The 15,293-nt window shown below is 67.7% G+C and carries 17 protein-coding genes; 4 read left to right on the top strand and 13 right to left on the bottom strand.

Annotated elements, in window-relative coordinates:
* Positions 1–69: 69 nt before the first annotated feature.
* The 3 genes from AC5P6X_RS17325 to AC5P6X_RS17335 are packed head-to-tail and all read right to left on the bottom strand — an operon-like array spanning position 70 to position 2,165.
* On the bottom strand, positions 70–1,008 hold the full coding sequence (locus tag AC5P6X_RS17325; RefSeq protein WP_005412302.1) for a histone deacetylase family protein: 939 nt from the start codon (positions 1,006–1,008) through the stop codon (positions 70–72).
* 9 nt (positions 1,009–1,017) lie between these two features.
* Positions 1,018–1,572, bottom strand: a complete 555-nt coding sequence (locus AC5P6X_RS17330) for a cob(I)yrinic acid a,c-diamide adenosyltransferase (protein WP_088436773.1) — start codon at positions 1,570–1,572, stop codon at positions 1,018–1,020.
* Between the two features lie 8 nt (positions 1,573–1,580).
* On the bottom strand, positions 1,581–2,165 hold the full coding sequence (locus tag AC5P6X_RS17335) for a hypothetical protein (protein WP_005408145.1): 585 nt from the start codon (positions 2,163–2,165) through the stop codon (positions 1,581–1,583).
* A 106-nt stretch (positions 2,166–2,271) separates the two neighbouring features.
* On the opposite strand from AC5P6X_RS17335, the gene ubiH reads away from it, so the two are divergent.
* Positions 2,272–3,480: a 2-octaprenyl-6-methoxyphenyl hydroxylase gene (gene ubiH, locus AC5P6X_RS17340; RefSeq protein ID WP_049450138.1), complete on the top strand. Its 1,209-nt coding sequence runs from the start codon at positions 2,272–2,274 to the stop codon at positions 3,478–3,480.
* Positions 3,477–4,658 (top strand): UbiH/UbiF family hydroxylase, encoded by a 1,182-nt coding sequence (locus AC5P6X_RS17345; RefSeq protein ID WP_005412304.1) that lies wholly within the window; start codon positions 3,477–3,479, stop codon positions 4,656–4,658. Before ubiH ends, AC5P6X_RS17345 begins: the two co-directional genes overlap by 4 nt.
* 235 nt (positions 4,659–4,893) lie before the next feature.
* Here AC5P6X_RS17345 and AC5P6X_RS17350 read toward each other — a convergent pair whose 3' ends face one another.
* The 7 genes from AC5P6X_RS17350 to AC5P6X_RS17380 all read right to left on the bottom strand — a co-directional run bounded on the left by AC5P6X_RS17350 (position 4,894) and on the right by AC5P6X_RS17380 (position 10,821).
* Positions 4,894–5,289: an EF-hand domain-containing protein gene (locus AC5P6X_RS17350; protein ID WP_005408148.1), complete on the bottom strand. Its 396-nt coding sequence runs from the start codon at positions 5,287–5,289 to the stop codon at positions 4,894–4,896.
* A gap of 51 nt (positions 5,290–5,340) precedes the next feature.
* Entirely contained in the window at positions 5,341–6,408 is a 1,068-nt protein-coding gene (rlmM, locus tag AC5P6X_RS17355) for a 23S rRNA (cytidine(2498)-2'-O)-methyltransferase RlmM (RefSeq protein WP_049450140.1), read from the bottom strand.
* Positions 6,392–6,952 (bottom strand): nucleoside deaminase, encoded by a 561-nt coding sequence (locus tag AC5P6X_RS17360; RefSeq protein WP_004154307.1) that lies wholly within the window; start codon positions 6,950–6,952, stop codon positions 6,392–6,394. Before AC5P6X_RS17360 ends, rlmM begins: the two co-directional genes overlap by 17 nt.
* A gap of 97 nt (positions 6,953–7,049) precedes the next feature.
* A complete protein-coding gene (locus AC5P6X_RS17365) occupies positions 7,050–7,772 on the bottom strand; it encodes a DUF6348 family protein (protein WP_049395809.1) in 723 nt (240 codons plus the stop codon).
* 82 nt (positions 7,773–7,854) lie between these two features.
* On the bottom strand, positions 7,855–8,319 hold the full coding sequence (locus tag AC5P6X_RS17370) for a hypothetical protein (RefSeq protein ID WP_088436778.1): 465 nt from the start codon (positions 8,317–8,319) through the stop codon (positions 7,855–7,857).
* Positions 8,320–8,381: 62 nt separating this feature from the next.
* Positions 8,382–9,029 (bottom strand): hypothetical protein, encoded by a 648-nt coding sequence (locus AC5P6X_RS17375; protein ID WP_329757240.1) that lies wholly within the window; start codon positions 9,027–9,029, stop codon positions 8,382–8,384.
* Positions 9,030–9,072: 43 nt separating this feature from the next.
* Complete coding sequence (locus AC5P6X_RS17380) at positions 9,073–10,821, bottom strand: glutamine--tRNA ligase/YqeY domain fusion protein (protein ID WP_049450144.1); 1,749 nt, start codon at positions 10,819–10,821, stop codon at positions 9,073–9,075.
* 259 nt (positions 10,822–11,080) lie between these two features.
* Between AC5P6X_RS17380 and AC5P6X_RS17385 the strand changes: the two genes are divergently transcribed.
* The gene (locus AC5P6X_RS17385) at positions 11,081–11,344 is read left to right on the top strand and encodes a putative signal transducing protein (protein WP_049450145.1); all 264 of its coding nucleotides are present in this window, start codon (positions 11,081–11,083) and stop codon (positions 11,342–11,344) included.
* 30 nt (positions 11,345–11,374) lie between these two features.
* The gene (gene msrA, locus AC5P6X_RS17390) at positions 11,375–12,040 is read left to right on the top strand and encodes a peptide-methionine (S)-S-oxide reductase MsrA (protein ID WP_032965999.1); all 666 of its coding nucleotides are present in this window, start codon (positions 11,375–11,377) and stop codon (positions 12,038–12,040) included.
* Positions 12,041–12,720: 680 nt separating this feature from the next.
* Here the strand turns inward: msrA and AC5P6X_RS17395 are convergent.
* The 3 genes from AC5P6X_RS17395 to AC5P6X_RS17405 form a co-directional block, all read right to left on the bottom strand.
* Positions 12,721–13,677 carry a transaldolase gene (locus tag AC5P6X_RS17395; protein WP_049450146.1) on the bottom strand — a complete coding sequence of 319 codons (957 nt, stop codon included), beginning with the start codon at positions 13,675–13,677 and terminating at the stop codon, positions 12,721–12,723.
* Between the two features lie 50 nt (positions 13,678–13,727).
* A complete protein-coding gene (gene rnk / locus AC5P6X_RS17400) occupies positions 13,728–14,132 on the bottom strand; it encodes a nucleoside diphosphate kinase regulator (RefSeq protein WP_005408156.1) in 405 nt (134 codons plus the stop codon).
* Between the two features lie 123 nt (positions 14,133–14,255).
* Complete coding sequence (locus AC5P6X_RS17405) at positions 14,256–15,218, bottom strand: LysR substrate-binding domain-containing protein (RefSeq protein WP_049450147.1); 963 nt, start codon at positions 15,216–15,218, stop codon at positions 14,256–14,258.
* Positions 15,219–15,293 lie beyond the last annotated feature (75 nt).

Genomic DNA, 15,293 nt, shown 5'->3' on the forward strand with positions numbered 1-15,293 from the left:
AACGGACGGTAGCTTGCCCCATCCCTTGCATAGGGGCAATGAAGGACGCCAGAGCCTGCCGGTTCGGGTTCATCCGGCGGAGGTGCCCACGGACGGCGTGAGCAGGGCCTGGACATGGGCCACGCTGCACTCGGCCAGGGCCTGCAGGTCGTAGCCACCCTCCAGCATCGAGACCACCCGGCCGGCCGCGTGACGGCGTGCCAGCGCGTGCAGTTCACCGGTGATCCAGGCGAAATCGTCGGTCTCCAGCATCAGGTCCGCCTGCGGATCACGCAGGTGGGCGTCGAAGCCGGCCGAGATCAGCAGCAGCTGCGGGCGGAAGTCGTCGATGGCCGGCAGCATCTCGTCGGCCCAGACGTTGCGGAAGCGGAAGCCACCGCTGCCCGGCGGCAGCAGGATGTTCATCAGGTTGCCGGCACCGCGGTCACGGCGCAGGCCGGAATTGGGGAACAGCCCGGCCTGGTGGGTGCTGTAGTACGAGACCCGGGCGTCGTGCTGGAAGATGTCCTGGGTGCCATTGCCGTGGTGGACGTCGAAGTCGACCACCGCGATCCGTTCCAGGCCGTGGCGGTCGCGGGCATAGGCGGCGGCGATGGCGATGTTGTTGAGCAGGCAGAAGCCCATCGCCGTGCTGCTGGTGGCGTGGTGGCCCGGCGGGCGTACCGCGCAGAAGGCCAGCGGGTCGTCGCCCAGCATCACCGCATCGACCGCGGCCACGCCGGCACCGGCGGCGTGCACGGCGGCGCTGGCCGAGCCGGGTGAGGTCCAGGTGTCCATGTCCAGCTGGCGCAGCGGTGCGGTCTGCGGTTGCAGCACGAAGTCGAGCAGGGCGCTGTCGTGGACCCGGGTCAGTTCACCGAACTTGGCCGGTGGCGCTTCGCGCCACTCCAGCTGGCCGGGGAACGCGGTGTGCAGCGCGTCCAGCACATGCTGCAGGCGTTGCGGGCACTCGGGATGGCCCGGACCGGGGTCGTGCAGCAGGCAGGACGGATGGGTGTAGACCAGCATCGTGCAGGCTCAGCGCTGGCGCTGCTGTGGTTGCCACAGCGCTTCGCCCTGGCCGTCGGCGCGGGCCAGCACCCGGGCCAGCACGAACAACAGGTCCGACAACCGGTTCAGGTACTGCAACGCCTCGCTGCGCACGGCCTCGTGGCGGGCCAGGGTGACCGTTTCGCGCTCGGCGCGGCGGACGATGGTGCGGGCCAGATGGCAGCGCGCGGCGGCTTCGCCGCCGGCCGGCAGGATGAATTCCTTCAGCATCGGCAGGTCGGCGTTGTAATGGTCCAGCTGCTGTTCCAGGGCCGAGACATCGGCGGCTTGGATCGCCGCGTGGCCGGGGATGCACAGTTCGGCGCCCAGGTCGAACAACTGGTGCTGCAGATGCACCACCAGCGCGCGCACATCCTCGGGCAGGGGCACGGCCAGCAGCAGGCCGAGCGCGGCATTGGCCTCGTCGACGGTGCCGTAGGACGCCACCCGGGCGTCATCCTTGGGCACGCGCTGGCCGTCACCGAGGCCGGTACTGCCGTCGTCGCCGGTGCGGGTGTAGATGCGCGAGAGGCGATGACCCATGTCGCGGCTCAGTGGCGGATGTCGCGGCGGGCCTGCTGGAGCTTCAACACCTGCTCCACGGCCAGCTGCAGGGCGGCGGCCAGCGCCACGTAGATCGCCGTGGTGCGCAGGTAGGGGCCGAACCACTGCGCGTAGTTCTGTGCCCAGCCGGCCAGGGTCGGCTCGGCCACGTTGCTGCTGGTCCAGTAGAAGCCGCCCTGCGCCAGCAGGTGGCAGACCGCCACCGAGGCGACCAGCAGCAGCGCGCCCTTGGCCAGTACCGGCCAGCGCGCGCTCTGGTAGTTGCGGCCCAGCAGCATGCCGCCGGCCCACAGCGAGAAATAGGCCGGCAGCAGCAGCCAGTAGCCCGGCGACACGCAGTAGTGCTGCCAGAAGTCCAGGCCGCTGCTGCGGATCACGATCCAGTCCACCAGCACCGCGAACACCATCAGCAGCGGGAACGCCCAGCGCGTCCAGCGGGCCAGGTAGAAGCCACCGATGAAGAACACCGCCCATGAGGCATCGGGGATCGCCGCGAAGTGATTGACACGGGTCGCTGCCAGCACCAGAACGAGCACGGACAGGACGAAGGCGCGGTTGGCAGTGTCGGACATGGTGGCGGGCCCGGAGCGGATTCAGGTTTCATTCTAGCCCGCCGCGCGGGTTGGCGCAGGACCGGCCGTTCGGCGTACAGACGGGGCGAGCGCGTATCATGAACGCATGAGTGAACGACATGACGTGCTGATTGTCGGTGGTGGCCTGGTCGGCGCCAGCCTGGCCATTGCCCTGGACCGCCTCGGCCGCGACGTGGGCCTGCTCGAGGCCAGCCCGGCCGGCGAGCTGCCGACGGTGTTCGACCAGCGCAATCTCAGTTTCGCCGCTGCCACCGTCAATGCGCTGACCGCGCTGGGGGTGATGCAGAAGCTGGCGATGGCACCGGGCCCGATCCGGCGCATCCACGTCAGCCGTGCCGGCGATTTCGGCCGCGTGCAGCTGGAAGCGGCCGATTACGACCGGCCTTGGTTCGGCCAGGTGGTGGTCGCCCGCGACTTCGGCCAGGCGCTGGAAGCGCGGCTTCAGGAGCTGCCGCGGCTGCGCCGTTACCGGCCGATGCGGTTCCTGGGCCTGGGTGAAGTGGTCGACGGCTACCGCCAGGTGCGGGTCGCCGATGAGGCCGGCGAGCGCGTATTGCTGGCACGGCTGGTGGTGGGTGCCGACGGTACGACCAGTGGCGTGCGTGGTGCGCTGGGCATCGAGGTCGACCGCCATGATTTCCAGCAGACCCTGTTCGTGGCCCGTGTACGCAGCCAGCGCGCGCCGGATGGCACCGCGTGGGAGCGTTTCACCGATACCGGCCCGACGGCCCTGCTGCCGCGCGGCGATCGTCACTTCGGCACCGTGCATGGTGTTGCGCGCGACCAGGCCGATGCGGTGATGGCGCTGGACGATGCCGCCTGGCTGCAACGCCTGCAGAACGCGATCGGCTGGCGTGCCGGCCGCCTGCTCGAGTCCGGCCCGCGCAGCGCCTACCCGCTCATCCAGGTGCTGGCGCGCGCCCTGGCCGGTGAGCGCACGGTGCTGCTGGGCAATGCCGCGCAGACCATTCATCCGCTGGGTGCACAGGGCTTCAACCTGGGCCTGCGCGATGCGCTGACCCTGGCCGAGCTGCTGGAGGATGCGCATGAAGATGCCGGCAGTGATGCACTGCTGCAGGCCTATGTCGCGCGCCGCGAGGAAGATCGCCGGCAGACGGTGGCGTTCTCCGGCGGCCTGGCGCGCCTGACCAGCAACCCGGCGCCGCTGATGCGGCCGCTGCGCAGCCTCGGCCTGGTGGCCGCGCAACGCGCATCGGTGCAGTCGATGCTGGTCGGTGGCGCGATGGGCTTCCGCGGCGAAGTGCCGCGCCTGTGCCGCGGAGAAGCCGCATGAGCCGGCGCATGCGCCTTGATGTGGCCATCGTCGGTGGTGGCGTGGTCGGTGCCGCGTGCGCGCTGGCGCTGGCCGATGCCGGCCTGTCGGTTGCGCTGGTGGAAGGTCGTGAGCCCGCGCCGTGGCAGGCCGCACAGCCTGACCTGCGCGTGTTCGCCTTCGCTGCTGACAACGTACAACTGTTGAACCGCCTGGGCGTGTGGCCGGCGATCGTGCAGGCCCGCGCCTGGCCCTACCGGCGCATGCAGGTGTGGGATGCGGCCGGTGGCGAAGATCTGCTGTTCGATGCCGATCGCTTCGGCCGTCGTGAACTGGGCTACATCGTCGAGAACGGCCTGCTGCAGGATCGCCTGTGGGCGGCGTTGCCGGCGGCGGGCGTGCAGCTGCACTGCCCGGCGCGGGTGGAAGCGCTGGAGCAGGACGACGACGGCGTGCGCCTGCGCCTGGATGACGGTCGTCGCCTGGAAGCGGCGTTGGCGGTAGCCGCCGACGGCGCCGAATCGACCCTGCGCCAACTGGCCGGGATCGAGGTTGAAAAGCATGACTACCACCAGCGTGGCGTGGTGGCCTACGTGGACAGCGATCTTCCCAACCAGGCCACCGCCTGGCAGCGTTTCCTGCCGAGCGGGCCGCTGGCGCTGCTGCCGGTGGCCGAGCGCCGCAGCTCGATCGTCTGGACCCTGCCCGAGGACGAGGCCGCGCGCGTGCTGGCGCTGGACGAAGACAGCTTCAACCGCGAACTGACCCGCGCCTTCGCGGCGCGGCTGGGTGAGCTGCGGCTGGCATCACCGCGCGCAGCATTCCCGCTGCGCCGCCAGCTGGCCCGTCACTACGTCGCCGGCCGCGTGCTGGCGCTGGGCGATGCCGCGCATGTGGTGCACCCGCTGGCCGGGCAGGGCGTGAACCTGGGGTTGCGCGATGTCGCTGCCCTGCAGCAGTGGCTGGCGCCGTCGGCCGAGCGCCGCGGCCAGCCGCGGCTGTCGCCGCAGCGCCTGCAGCGCTGGGCACGCGAACGGCGCAGCGACAACCACATCGCCGCCTACAGCTTCGATGCGATCAACCGCCTGTTTTCCAACGACGAAATGCACCTGACCCTGGCCCGCGGCCGCGCGCTGGGCTGCGTCGGCAAATGGCCGCCGCTGGTGCAGGCATTCTGGAAGCGCGCCGCCGGGGTGTAGCCGGAGCGCGAACCGCACGATGCTGCGGGCACCGCTGGCGCGGTAGCAACCACGGGATCCCGCTCTGGTACGTGCCAACCTTGGTTGGCACGTCTGCCAGGTCACGTCGGCCCAGATGGGGCGACGGCGTTCCGATGTTGTGCCAACCAAGGTTGGCACCTACCGAAAGCGGGCGCTGCTACCGCCGTTGCTCCAATAGATCCACGCCATGCGTGGATGAAGATCGCGGGTGGATTCAATCCACCAGCCAGCCGGCCAGGTCGGCACGATCCAGCTTGCCGCGACGCTTCACGTCCAACGCATTGAACTCATCGGCCAGCGCCGGATTCGCCTGCGCTTCCTCGCGGCTGATGAAACCATCGCCGTTCACATCCAGCGCAGCGAAGTGGATGCGGTACTGGCCAACCACGCTGCTTGGTTCCAGTGAACGCACGGTCACCTGCGCCTCGCCGGCCGGCTGCGGAATCTCGACGCTGCCGCTGACCCGGCCCGCATCCAGCGGTTGCTGGCGGATCGCGCCGCCGGTGGGGCCCAGCGGCTGGCTTTGTGCCGGGGTGTGCGGCAATTGCTGGGCCACCGCTGGTGCGGCGGCCAGCAGGGTGATCAGCAGCGGAATCGTTCGATGTCGCATGGATGCTCCTCCCTCTGCAGCGCCGGGGTATGCCCGGCGGACGTGATGGCCTCAGCGCAGTGGCGACGCCAGTACGGTGATCTCCTCACGGTCGTGATAGAGCTGCTTGGCACGCACCACCAGCGGCTTGCCGGCCTGGCCCTGGAACAGGTCCAGGCACAGGCGGGTTTCGTCCCAGCGCTTCTTCATCGGCAGCTTCAGGTTGAAGATCGCGTGCCGGCACCAGCCTTCGCGGAACCAGGTGGCCATGCGTTCGGCTACGCGGCGCGGCTGCTCGACCATGTCGCAGACCATCCAGTCCAGCGGCTGTTCCGGATGCCAGTGGAAGCCATCGGCGCGCAGGTGCTCGACCAGGCCGGTGTCCAGCACGTGCTGGCGCAGCGGGCCGTTGTCGATGCTCAACACGTGCATGTGCTGGCGGGTCAGCACCCAGGTCCAGCCGCCGGGGGCGGCACCCAGGTCGGCCGCACGCATGCCGGGCTTGGCCAGTGCTTCGCGTTCTTCCGGCGTCAGCAGGGTCAGCAGTGCTTCGTCCAGCTTCAGCGCCGAACGCGAGGGTGCTTCGGGCAGCAGCTTCAGGCGCGGGATGCCCAGTGCCCACGGCGCGCTGTCGGCCGGGTCGGCCACGCAGACGAAGGCGTGGGTGCCGTCGACGAACACCACGTGCAGGCGCGGCAGGCGGTTGTTCGGCTTGTCAGTGAGCTTGCCGGCCTTGCGCAGCGCCGGGCGCAGCGCATTGCCGAAGGCACGGGCCAACCCGGACAGCGGCTTGCCGGCGTCCGAGTCCGGGTGTTCCACCCACAGGTCGCCGAAGCGCGGCGCATCGGCCAGCACGTCGAGCATCGGGGTAATGCGGTCGGCCGGGTCCAGCTGCGGCAGCTCGGCCAGCACCACCAGCTTCTGCCGCGCGAAGATCAGCTCGCGCCAGCGCAGGCGCGGCGCCAGCGCGGCGGCTTCGTCGCACATGAAAAGCACGTAGCCGTCATTGCGCTGGGTACGCGCATAACCTGCGAAACCGGCTTCGCCGGCGCGGAACTGCAGCTCGCCGGCCAGCTCGGGCTCGAAGCCCTGCCGGCACAGGCACAGCAGGCCGATGCCAGTTTCAGTAACGGGCGCCATCGCTTTCCCCATAGGCGCGCAGCACGCTGCGCGCGGCGTCGCGGTTCAGGCCCTGCACCACTTCGATGCCACGCTTGTTGAGCTCGCCGACCCAGTCGGCCGGCAGCGGGCCTTCATCGAACGGGGTCAGTTCCTCGACGTCGGCCGAGTTGGCACCGATCAGCAAGCGGTCGATGCCCGCCCACACGGTAGCGCCATAGCACTGGCAGCACGGCTGCGAACTGGTGGCCAGGGTGACCGGCGACAGCACCGCGTTCAGGCGCGGGGTCTGCAGGCGCTGCTGGGCCAGCATGTAGGCCATGTTCTCGGCGTGCGCCAGCGAGGTCGCGTGCGGCATCACCCGGTTCACGCCAGCGGCGATGACCTTGTCGTCCGGGCCGAACACCACCGCACCGAACGGGCCGCCACTGGCGTGCTCGACGTTCAGCCGCGACAGCTCGATCGCCAGCGCGACCTTGGCCTCATCGCCCGGATATCGACGATCCAGGTCGATCTGGTCGTGGATCCAGGCGGGAAGGGTCAGGTGGACTTGCGCGTACAGCATCGCGGGGGTGCCTCGTGTGGGATGGGAAAAAGTGCGGTTGCTTGGGGAACCGGCGCGCAGTGTAGCCGCACGGGCCTGTATCGGGTGTGGGCGTGGGTCAGCCTGGCGAGCCGGTGCGGATCACCACGTACTGCTTGCGGAACTCCAGCCCGGCCTGCGGCCAGCTGGCCGCGTAGGCGCGCAGCAGGGGCAGGGCGGCGGCGAAGTCGTGGCCGTTGACCCGGCAATCGGCCTCGCACAGGCCGTCGGCATCGCGCGAGGCGAACAGGCGGATGGCGAGGAATTGGCGGGCTTTCAGCAGCTCGTCGAAGGCCTCCATGCTGCGGGTGAACAGGCAGCAGGGGCAGGAGCCATGATCGTCTTCGCTGCAGGTGGAGGCATCCACTTCCTGTGCACGGTAGTGCGCCAACGGCCCCAGCACTACAGTGCGCTCGTGTTCCTCGCCATTGTCACCGGCCGGATAGGTCAGGCCCATCATCGGCAGGCCCTGTGCGTCTTGGGCGCCGATCGCGGTCTGCAGGGTCACCAGGTCCACCCGGGCCCAGGCCTGGAAGCCGGAAAACAGCGATGCCTGCTCATCGGCACCATTTGCGTGCTGGTACTCGAACAGACCATCGGCGAACAACTGCGGATGCTGGCTTTCAATGACGGTGGAGGTCTGCCAACCACCGTTGTCGCGCGCGTGTGCGGCCATTGCATGCGGGGTCAGGCGCAGGCCGCTGTCCAGCAGCAGCGCGTTGCCGTCGACGTGGCTGGCGACGCCCGCGTCCTGAAGGACCTGCTGCAGCAGCGGGAGGAGTGGAGAAGCACTGTCGGTCATAAAGGCAGGTCGGTAAGAGGAATGCCGTCAATGGGCATGGCCTGGTGTCTCAAAAATGCATGAGGTGCCGGTCCAGCCCGAACTAACCAAGGTAGCTTGTTCCGGGAGTCGCTTTGTCTTGCTTGACAAGCTTCACCTTCAGCTCCCAGCCCCCGTCGCACGCTTGTCTGCCGCTGAACAGATAAAGAACCTCACCTGCCGAAGCGTTGTTCCTCATTGTCGCGTTGTCTTCAAGATCTATCTGGCTGACAAAGACCATGGGGTCGTCATCAATGAAGCGCCAGCTGGGTTCACGTACCCAACGAGGTGCTTTGTCCATCGAGAGGAAGTACCTGTCGATCGTTTCGATCATCCATGCTTGGATTGCGCCAGGGACAGAGTCGATCCACTTGATGTCGGGTTTTGGATGTGAAGTCGAGAGATACTCGCTGTACACCTTCAGCATGAAGGGCTCCGACTCGCTTCCTTGTATGCCGACACACTTCTTTCCTTCAGCGATCCCTGAGAACGCGGCGCAGAAAATCATGAAATCGCGATCAATCTTCATGCGTGATTCCTCTCAACCGATCTGTCAATCGGATTCTCGTACCGTAAGAAGCAACCCCAGCTTCACAGCGCGTCGAGTTCGGCGCGATATCGCTGCGCGTCGGATTGCTGCTGCGGATCGTTGCCGTGGTCGCGCAGCCAGCTTTCCAGCTCGCGGCGATAGTCCGCGCGGAAATCGGCATTGCCCGGGCTGAAATGCAGCTTGCGTGCCGCCACCTCCACCCGCTCGCGCGCGCTGGCCCGGGCCTGGGCGACGCCGTGCGGGGATTCATTGGTGAGGATGACGAAGTTGCGTGGGAAGCCCGGCGTGTACTTGACCACGAACGGCTGGTCGCGCGCCGGGATACGGATGGCGTTTTCCAGCGGCCACAGCGAAGCGGTGTTGGTGTGGAACACCACGTCCACGTCGCGGCCCTCGGCGGTACGCAGCACCCCTTCGTAGCGCCAGATGTACTGTTCGTTGAGCGTGGAGCTGGTTCGCTCGGCCTTGACGATCACCGCTTCACCACGCTCGCCCGCCACGTTGAGGAAGGTGGCGTTGAGGAAGTGGCCGAGGAACATGTTGAGCATCGCCAGCGGGAACACCACGATGGCGTAGCCCGGAAAGCGCCGCCACCACGAGACCAGCCCGGCCAGCACCATCGCTGCAAAGAACGTCAGCAGCGGATGCTGCGAGATGAACCAGAACAGGACGGAGAGGGCGGTGATCATTGTCGATGGCGTGCGGGCGCCGTGCTGGCGCCCGCGCAGGTCCTCAGGCCGACCAGGTATCGCGCAGGGTCACGCTGCGGTTGAACACCGGCTTGGCTTCGGTGTGGTCGCGGCGGTCGGCGACGAAGTAGCCGGTACGTTCGAACTGGAACGACTGCTCCGGCGCGGCGCTGGCCGCGGCCGGCTCGACATAGCCGGTGACGGTGCGGCGCGATTCCGGATTGAGGTAATCGCGGTAGGTCTTGCCTTCCGATTCATCATCCGGGTTCGGCACCGAGAACAGGCGGTCGTACAGGCGGATCTCGGCCGGCACGCCATGCACGGCGCTGACCCAGTGGATGGTGCCCTTGACCTTGCGGTTGGCGCCTTCCATGCCCGGACGCGATTCCGGATCCAGCCAGCCGCGCAGCTCGGTGATGGTGCCGCCGGCATCCTTGATCACTTCGTCGCAGCGGATGATGCCGGCGCCGCGCAGGCGCACTTCGCCACCCGGCACCAGGCGCTTCCAGCCCTTCGGCGGCACTTCGGCGAAGTCCTCGCGGTCGATCCACACTTCCCGTGCGAACGGCACTTCGCGGCTGCCGAAGCTCTCGTCTTTCGGGTGGTTGCTGAAGGTCAGCTGTTCTTCATGGCCTTCCGGCAGGTTGGTCAGCACCAGCTTGACCGGATCGACCACCGCCATGCGGCGCGGCGCGGCGCTGTCCAGGTCTTCGCGCAGCGCGCCTTCCAGCACGCTGAAGTCGATCAGCGAATTCTGCTTGCTGATGCCCACGCGCTCGGCGAACAGGCGCATCGCGGCCGGGGTGTAGCCACGGCGACGCAGGCCCTGCAGGGTCGGCATGCGCGGGTCTTCCCAGCCGTCCACCAGCTGCTCGGTGACCAGCGCCATCAGCTTGCGCTTGCTCATCACCGTGTAGTTGATGTTCAGGCGCGAGAACTCGATCTGGCGCGGCTTGGCGGCTTCGCGCGGCAGGCCGGCATCGACCAGCGGCTGGGTCAGCGCATCGTCATGGGCGAAATCGACGTTGTCCACGCACCAGTCGTACAGCGGGCGGTGGTCTTCGAACTCCAGCGTGCACAGCGAGTGGGTGATGCCCTCGATCGAATCACCCAGCGCGTGGGCGAAGTCGTACATCGGGTAGATCGGCCACGCGTTGCCGGTGTTCTGGTGCTCGACGTGCTTGATGCGGTACAGCGCCGGATCGCGCAGGTTGATGTTGCCGCTGGCCATGTCGATCTTCGCGCGCAGGGTGCGCGCGCCATCCGGGAATTCACCGGCGCGCATGCGGCGGAACAGATCGAGGTTTTCCTCGACGCTGCGGTCGCGCCACGGCGACGGGCGGCCCGGCTCGGTGAGGGTGCCGCGGTAGGCGCGCACTTCCTCGGCCGACAGGTCGCAGACATAGGCCTTGCCCTGTTCGATCAGCTTCTCGGCGGCCAGGTAATAGGCCTGGAAGTAGTCCGAAGCATGGCGCAGCTCGTTCCACTCGAAGCCCAGCCAGCGCACGTCGTCCTGGATCGCGGCCACGTATTCCGGGTCTTCCTTGGCCGGGTTGGTGTCGTCGAAGCGCAGGTTGCAGACGCCGCTGAATTCGCCGGCGATGCCGAAGTTCAGGCAGATCGACTTGGCATGGCCGATGTGCAGGTAGCCGTTCGGCTCCGGCGGGAAGCGGGTCTTGATCGCCTGGTGCTTTCCGCTGGCCAGGTCCTCGCGCACGATCTGGCGGATGAAATCGCGCTTCTCGTGGCTGTCGGCGGGGGTCTCGGGGCTGGCGGGGGTGTGCTCGGACATGAGTCTGGGGCGAAAAAGGGCAGAAAGACCAACAGTCTAGCGCGTACGGGGCAGGGCTGCCCGGTGGGGTGTGGGGATGCCGGCCCGCGGCCGGCACTACCCAACTGCACGGCGATCCACATTCCGCCGGCCCGCTGCCGGCGCTACCGGAAGGTGGATGGGTAGTGCCGGCCGCTGGCCGGCAGAACGGTCATGCGCCGTCAGCACCACCATTCAGCCCCCGGGCGTATGCTGGAACCCTGTCCCACGGAGCCGCCGCATGCACATCGTGTACAAGGCCGACAACCTGTTCGACGCCCACCTGGTCAAGCACGCGCTGGAAGATGCCGGCATCCCGGCCTTCGTGTTTGGCGAGCAGCTGCTGGGCGGCATGGGCGAGCTGCCGCTGTTCGGTGTGCTGCGGGTGGGAATCCCCGAAGCGGCACGCCCGCAGGCCGAGGACATCGTGGCGGCGCTGGACTTGGGCCACGCGCCGGACGCCCCCATTTCAGATGCAGACGACATAGCCGGACGTCCGGCGTAGGAGCGCATCATGTTGGGAATTGGCCAGGGCATCCTCGGCATCGGCGCCTTCAAGCAGCGCCTGCCGCGCCCGGAAGAGGCGCTGCCGGGGCGTGACCAGCCGCTGCCGCTGCACAGCAACCAGCACTTCGTGAACAGCCATCCGCTGAAGGACCGTTTTGCCGGCCTGCAGCAGATCCGTTTCGCGCTGGGCTGCTTCTGGGGCGCCGAGCGCAAGTTCTGGACCGAACCGGGCGTGTACAGCACCTCGGTGGGCTATGCCGGGGGCATCACTCCGAACCCGACCTATGAAGAGGTCTGTTCGGGCCTGACCGGCCACACCGAAGTGGTGCAGGTGGTGTTCGACCCGGCGGTGGTGAGCCTGGAGCGCCTGCTGCAGCTGTTCTGGGAGAGCCACGACCCGACCCAGGGCATGCGCCAGGGCAACGACACCGGCACCCAGTACCGCTCGGCGATCCACACCACTGACGAAGCCCAGTACAAGGCCGCGCTGGCCAGCCGCGAGGCCTACCAGGCGCAGCTGGATGCGGCCGGCTACGGCCCGATCACCACCGAAATCGTGTACCCGGCACCGGCGTACTACTACGCCGAGGACTATCACCAGCAGTACCTGGCGAAGAATCCGAACGGCTACTGCGGCATCGGCGGCACCGGCGTGAGCTGCCCGATCGGATTGGATGTGGAGGCGCCGCGCTGACGCGCGGTGGTCCGCCTGCGGCGGGCAACGTCAACGGCTGAAAGCCAAAGCCAAGGCCAAAGCCAAAGCCAAAGCCAAAGCCAAGCGGCTCTGGTTTGCTGTGAGTTTGGCGGGACGGGTGCAGATGGCGGGACACGCCGTAAACCCGTCCTTGGGGGCTCGGCCACGGCATCCATGCCGTGGACGGTCCCGCCATCTGCACCCGTCCCACCTTCGACAGTTTCCCGGTGACGGTGGGCGAGAGCATTGGTTACTGACGAACTGAAGAAAAACAAAAAGGACGCGGCGTTCGCCGCGTCCTTTTTGTTTGATCCTGCAGTGCTTTCTGTAGAGCTGAAGGCAGCGGCAGGAGCCGCTGCCAACGTCGCTTGCGCGACGGCCCGGAGGGTGCCGGTCAGGACGACCGGCATAGCCATGCTCGGCTCCGAGCAAGCGAAGCGCGCGACCCGCTGTTGCTCTTCTTTCTTTCTCCCGTGGCGGGCGGCCGCAGGAAATTGTCAGAGGGCGGGCGGGTTGGGTTCGCGGGGGTGTCCGCGGCATGGATGCCGCGGCCAAGCCCCCATGGACGGGTTCACGGCGTCCCCCGCGAACCCAACCCGCCCGACCCAGCACGGCTGTTGCTTCATGCCCTTCGCGACCAACCGACCCGCCACGAGGGGCTCAGCCGTTGGCAGTAATCCTCACAGTGCCGCGCGGATCCGCTCGCGCAGTGCTTCCAGATCCTTGGCAAACGCCTCGATGCCGGTCGCCAGCTTCTCGGTGGCCATCGGATCGGCCGCCAGGTCCGCCGCGAACTTCGCCGCATCGATCGGGGTCACCGCCGCGCCGTCCGCTGCAGCGGCCACCAGCTTGCGCGGCAACTCGCCGTGGTCAGCGTCCAGCTTCTCCAGCAGGTCCGGCGAAATCGTCAGGCGGTCGCAGCCGGCCAGCGCTTCGATCTGTGCGGTCGAACGGAACGAGGCACCCATCACCACCGTCGGCGAACCGCGGCGCTTGAACTCGGCGTACACGCCACGCACGAACTTCACGCCCGGGTCTTCGTCGATGGTGGCCGGGGTCTGGCCGTTGGCCACGTACCAATCGAGGATACGACCGACGAACGGCGAGATCAGGAACGCGCCGGCTTCGCTGCAGGCCAGCGCCTGGGTCGGGTTGAAGATCAGGGTCAGGTTGCAGTCGATGCCCTCGGCCTGCAGGATGCGCGCGGCTTCCACGCCTTCCCAGGTCGCGGCGATCTTGATCAGGATCTTCTCGCGCGGCACGCCGGCATCGGCGTACATCTGGATGAACTGGCGGGCCTTGGCCACGGTGGCGGCGGTGTCGTGGGCCTGGTCGGCGTCCACTTCGGTGGACACGCGGCCCGGCACCAGCGTGCTCAGCAGCGCGCCGACGCCGATGGTCAGGCGGTCGGCCACGGCGTGCACCACGGCTTCGCGGTCGCCACTCTGCTGGCGGCCCCAAGCCAGTTCGCGTTCGATCAGCTCGGCGTAGACCGGCAGGTCCAGCGCCTTCTTCACCAGGGTCGGATTGGTGGTGCAGTCCACCGGCTGCAGGCGCTTGATCGCCTCGTAGTCACCGGTATCGGCAACGACCACGGACAGTTCGCGCAGCTGGGACAGTTTGGACGGGGTACTCATTACGGCTCCTGGTGCAGGGGGATCGAATCGCGCGCAGTGCGCAGCGGTAATCAGGGGCGGTCGTTGTGGACCGCGGTCACGCGCAGGCGCAGCTTGCGGCCGCCGGGCGCATTCCAGTCGATGCTCTGGCCGATCGAAAGGCCGAGCAGGGCACTGCCGACCGGGGCCAGCACGGAAACCTTGCCTTCATCGACGTTGGCTTCGCGGGGGAAGACCAGGGTCAGGACGTGCTTCTCGCCCGACACTTCATCTTCGCACTCCACGCGCGAATGCATCATGACGATGCCTTCGGGAATCTGGTCCGGTGCCAGCACGGTGGCCCGGTTGAGTTCTTCAGCAAGCGCGAGCGCGGCAGGCGTCTGGCTCAGCGCAGGGGATTCGAGCATGGCGTCCAGGCGGTCCATGTCGAAGGTGGAAACGGTGATCGACGGCGGCAGGCCGCTGGCGGTACTCATGGTGAAGCTCCTTGGTTGAAAGCCATGCAAAAGGCGGCACCTGCTGGCGCCGCCTGTCTGTATTGTGGGGACAAATGCGGCCGGAATCGACTCCTGCCGATTCCAGGCCGGTGCTGCGGGGGTTCAGCCGTTCAGGGCGGGGCCGGGCAGGGCGGTCGCGTCGCCGGTGGCATTCACCGCATCAAGGGTGAACAGCGCCTGCGGCAGGCGCTTGAACTGGTCGGCCAGTTCCATCAGGAAGTCGTTCATGGCCGAGCTGCGGCGCCAGATCATGGCGATGCGACGGCTGGGACGGCCCTCGCCGGTGAAGTCGAGCAGGCGGATGTTGTTCGAGCGCGGCACCGGCGGCTGCACCGACAGGCTGGGCAGCAGGGTGATGCCGACATCGGCGGCAACCATCTGCCGCAGCGTCTCCAGGCTGGTGGCGCGGAACTCGGACTTCTCGTTGGCGCCGAACAGGCGGCACACTTCCAGCGCCTGGTCGCGCAGGCAGTGGCCATCTTCCAGCAGCAGCAGCTTCTGCGTGGCCAGTTCCTGCACATCCAGGTGTTCGCGCCGGGCCAGCGGGTGGCGCCCGGACACCGCCAGCAGGAACGGTTCCTCGAACAGGAACTCGGCATGCAGCTGGTCGTCGATTACCGGTAGCGCCAGCAGCGCGGCGTCCAGCTTGCCTTCGCGCAGGCGGTCCAGCAGCACGTCGCTCTTTTCCTCGACCAGCAGCAGTTCCAGCTCCGGGAAGCGCTCACGGATGCGCGGAATCACATGCGGCAGCAGGTACGGGCCGAGGGTCGGGAAGATGCCCAGGCGCACCGTCCCGGCTTCCGGGTCACGGCTGCGTCGCGCCGCTTCCTTCAGTTGTTCCACTTCGGACACGATCACCCGTGCCCGTGCCGCCGCTTCCTGGCCGGCCGGGGTCAGCATCACCTTGCGCGGCGCGCGTTCCACCAGCGGCAGGCCCAGTTCCTCTTCCAGCTTGCGGATCTGGGTGGACAGCGTGGGCTGGCTGACGAAGCAGGAGGCGGCAGCCCGGCCGAAATGCTTGTGGTCGGCCAGGGCTACCAGGTACTTCAGATCACGTAGGTTCATCCTTACACCCCAGGGGTAACGGACCGGCTGACGGCGTGGTTACCCGACAGGCAGACAATGTTCCCGGTGATCTGG

Source organism: Stenotrophomonas sp. YJH_SMC_40 (assembly GCF_059368615.1).

What these genes read in the sequence shown, in the direction of transcription:
- AC5P6X_RS17325 (WP_005412302.1), bottom strand. Translation starts at nt 1,008, where the DNA reads ATGCTGGTCTACACCCATCCGTCCTGCCTGCTGCACGACCCCGGTCCG.
- AC5P6X_RS17330 (WP_088436773.1), bottom strand. Translation starts at nt 1,572, where the DNA reads ATGGGTCATCGCCTCTCGCGCATCTACACCCGCACCGGCGACGACGGC.
- AC5P6X_RS17335 (WP_005408145.1), bottom strand. Translation starts at nt 2,165, where the DNA reads ATGTCCGACACTGCCAACCGCGCCTTCGTCCTGTCCGTGCTCGTTCTG.
- ubiH (WP_049450138.1), top strand. Translation starts at nt 2,272, where the DNA reads ATGAGTGAACGACATGACGTGCTGATTGTCGGTGGTGGCCTGGTCGGC.
- AC5P6X_RS17345 (WP_005412304.1), top strand. Translation starts at nt 3,477, where the DNA reads ATGAGCCGGCGCATGCGCCTTGATGTGGCCATCGTCGGTGGTGGCGTG.
- AC5P6X_RS17350 (WP_005408148.1), bottom strand. Translation starts at nt 5,289, where the DNA reads ATGCGACATCGAACGATTCCGCTGCTGATCACCCTGCTGGCCGCCGCA.
- rlmM (WP_049450140.1), bottom strand. Translation starts at nt 6,408, where the DNA reads ATGGCGCCCGTTACTGAAACTGGCATCGGCCTGCTGTGCCTGTGCCGG.
- AC5P6X_RS17360 (WP_004154307.1), bottom strand. Translation starts at nt 6,952, where the DNA reads ATGCTGTACGCGCAAGTCCACCTGACCCTTCCCGCCTGGATCCACGAC.
- AC5P6X_RS17365 (WP_049395809.1), bottom strand. Translation starts at nt 7,772, where the DNA reads ATGACCGACAGTGCTTCTCCACTCCTCCCGCTGCTGCAGCAGGTCCTT.
- AC5P6X_RS17370 (WP_088436778.1), bottom strand. Translation starts at nt 8,319, where the DNA reads ATGAAGATTGATCGCGATTTCATGATTTTCTGCGCCGCGTTCTCAGGG.
- AC5P6X_RS17375 (WP_329757240.1), bottom strand. Translation starts at nt 9,029, where the DNA reads ATGATCACCGCCCTCTCCGTCCTGTTCTGGTTCATCTCGCAGCATCCG.
- AC5P6X_RS17380 (WP_049450144.1), bottom strand. Translation starts at nt 10,821, where the DNA reads ATGTCCGAGCACACCCCCGCCAGCCCCGAGACCCCCGCCGACAGCCAC.
- AC5P6X_RS17385 (WP_049450145.1), top strand. Translation starts at nt 11,081, where the DNA reads ATGCACATCGTGTACAAGGCCGACAACCTGTTCGACGCCCACCTGGTC.
- AC5P6X_RS17395 (WP_049450146.1), bottom strand. Translation starts at nt 13,677, where the DNA reads ATGAGTACCCCGTCCAAACTGTCCCAGCTGCGCGAACTGTCCGTGGTC.
- rnk (WP_005408156.1), bottom strand. Translation starts at nt 14,132, where the DNA reads ATGAGTACCGCCAGCGGCCTGCCGCCGTCGATCACCGTTTCCACCTTC.
- AC5P6X_RS17405 (WP_049450147.1), bottom strand. Translation starts at nt 15,218, where the DNA reads ATGAACCTACGTGATCTGAAGTACCTGGTAGCCCTGGCCGACCACAAG.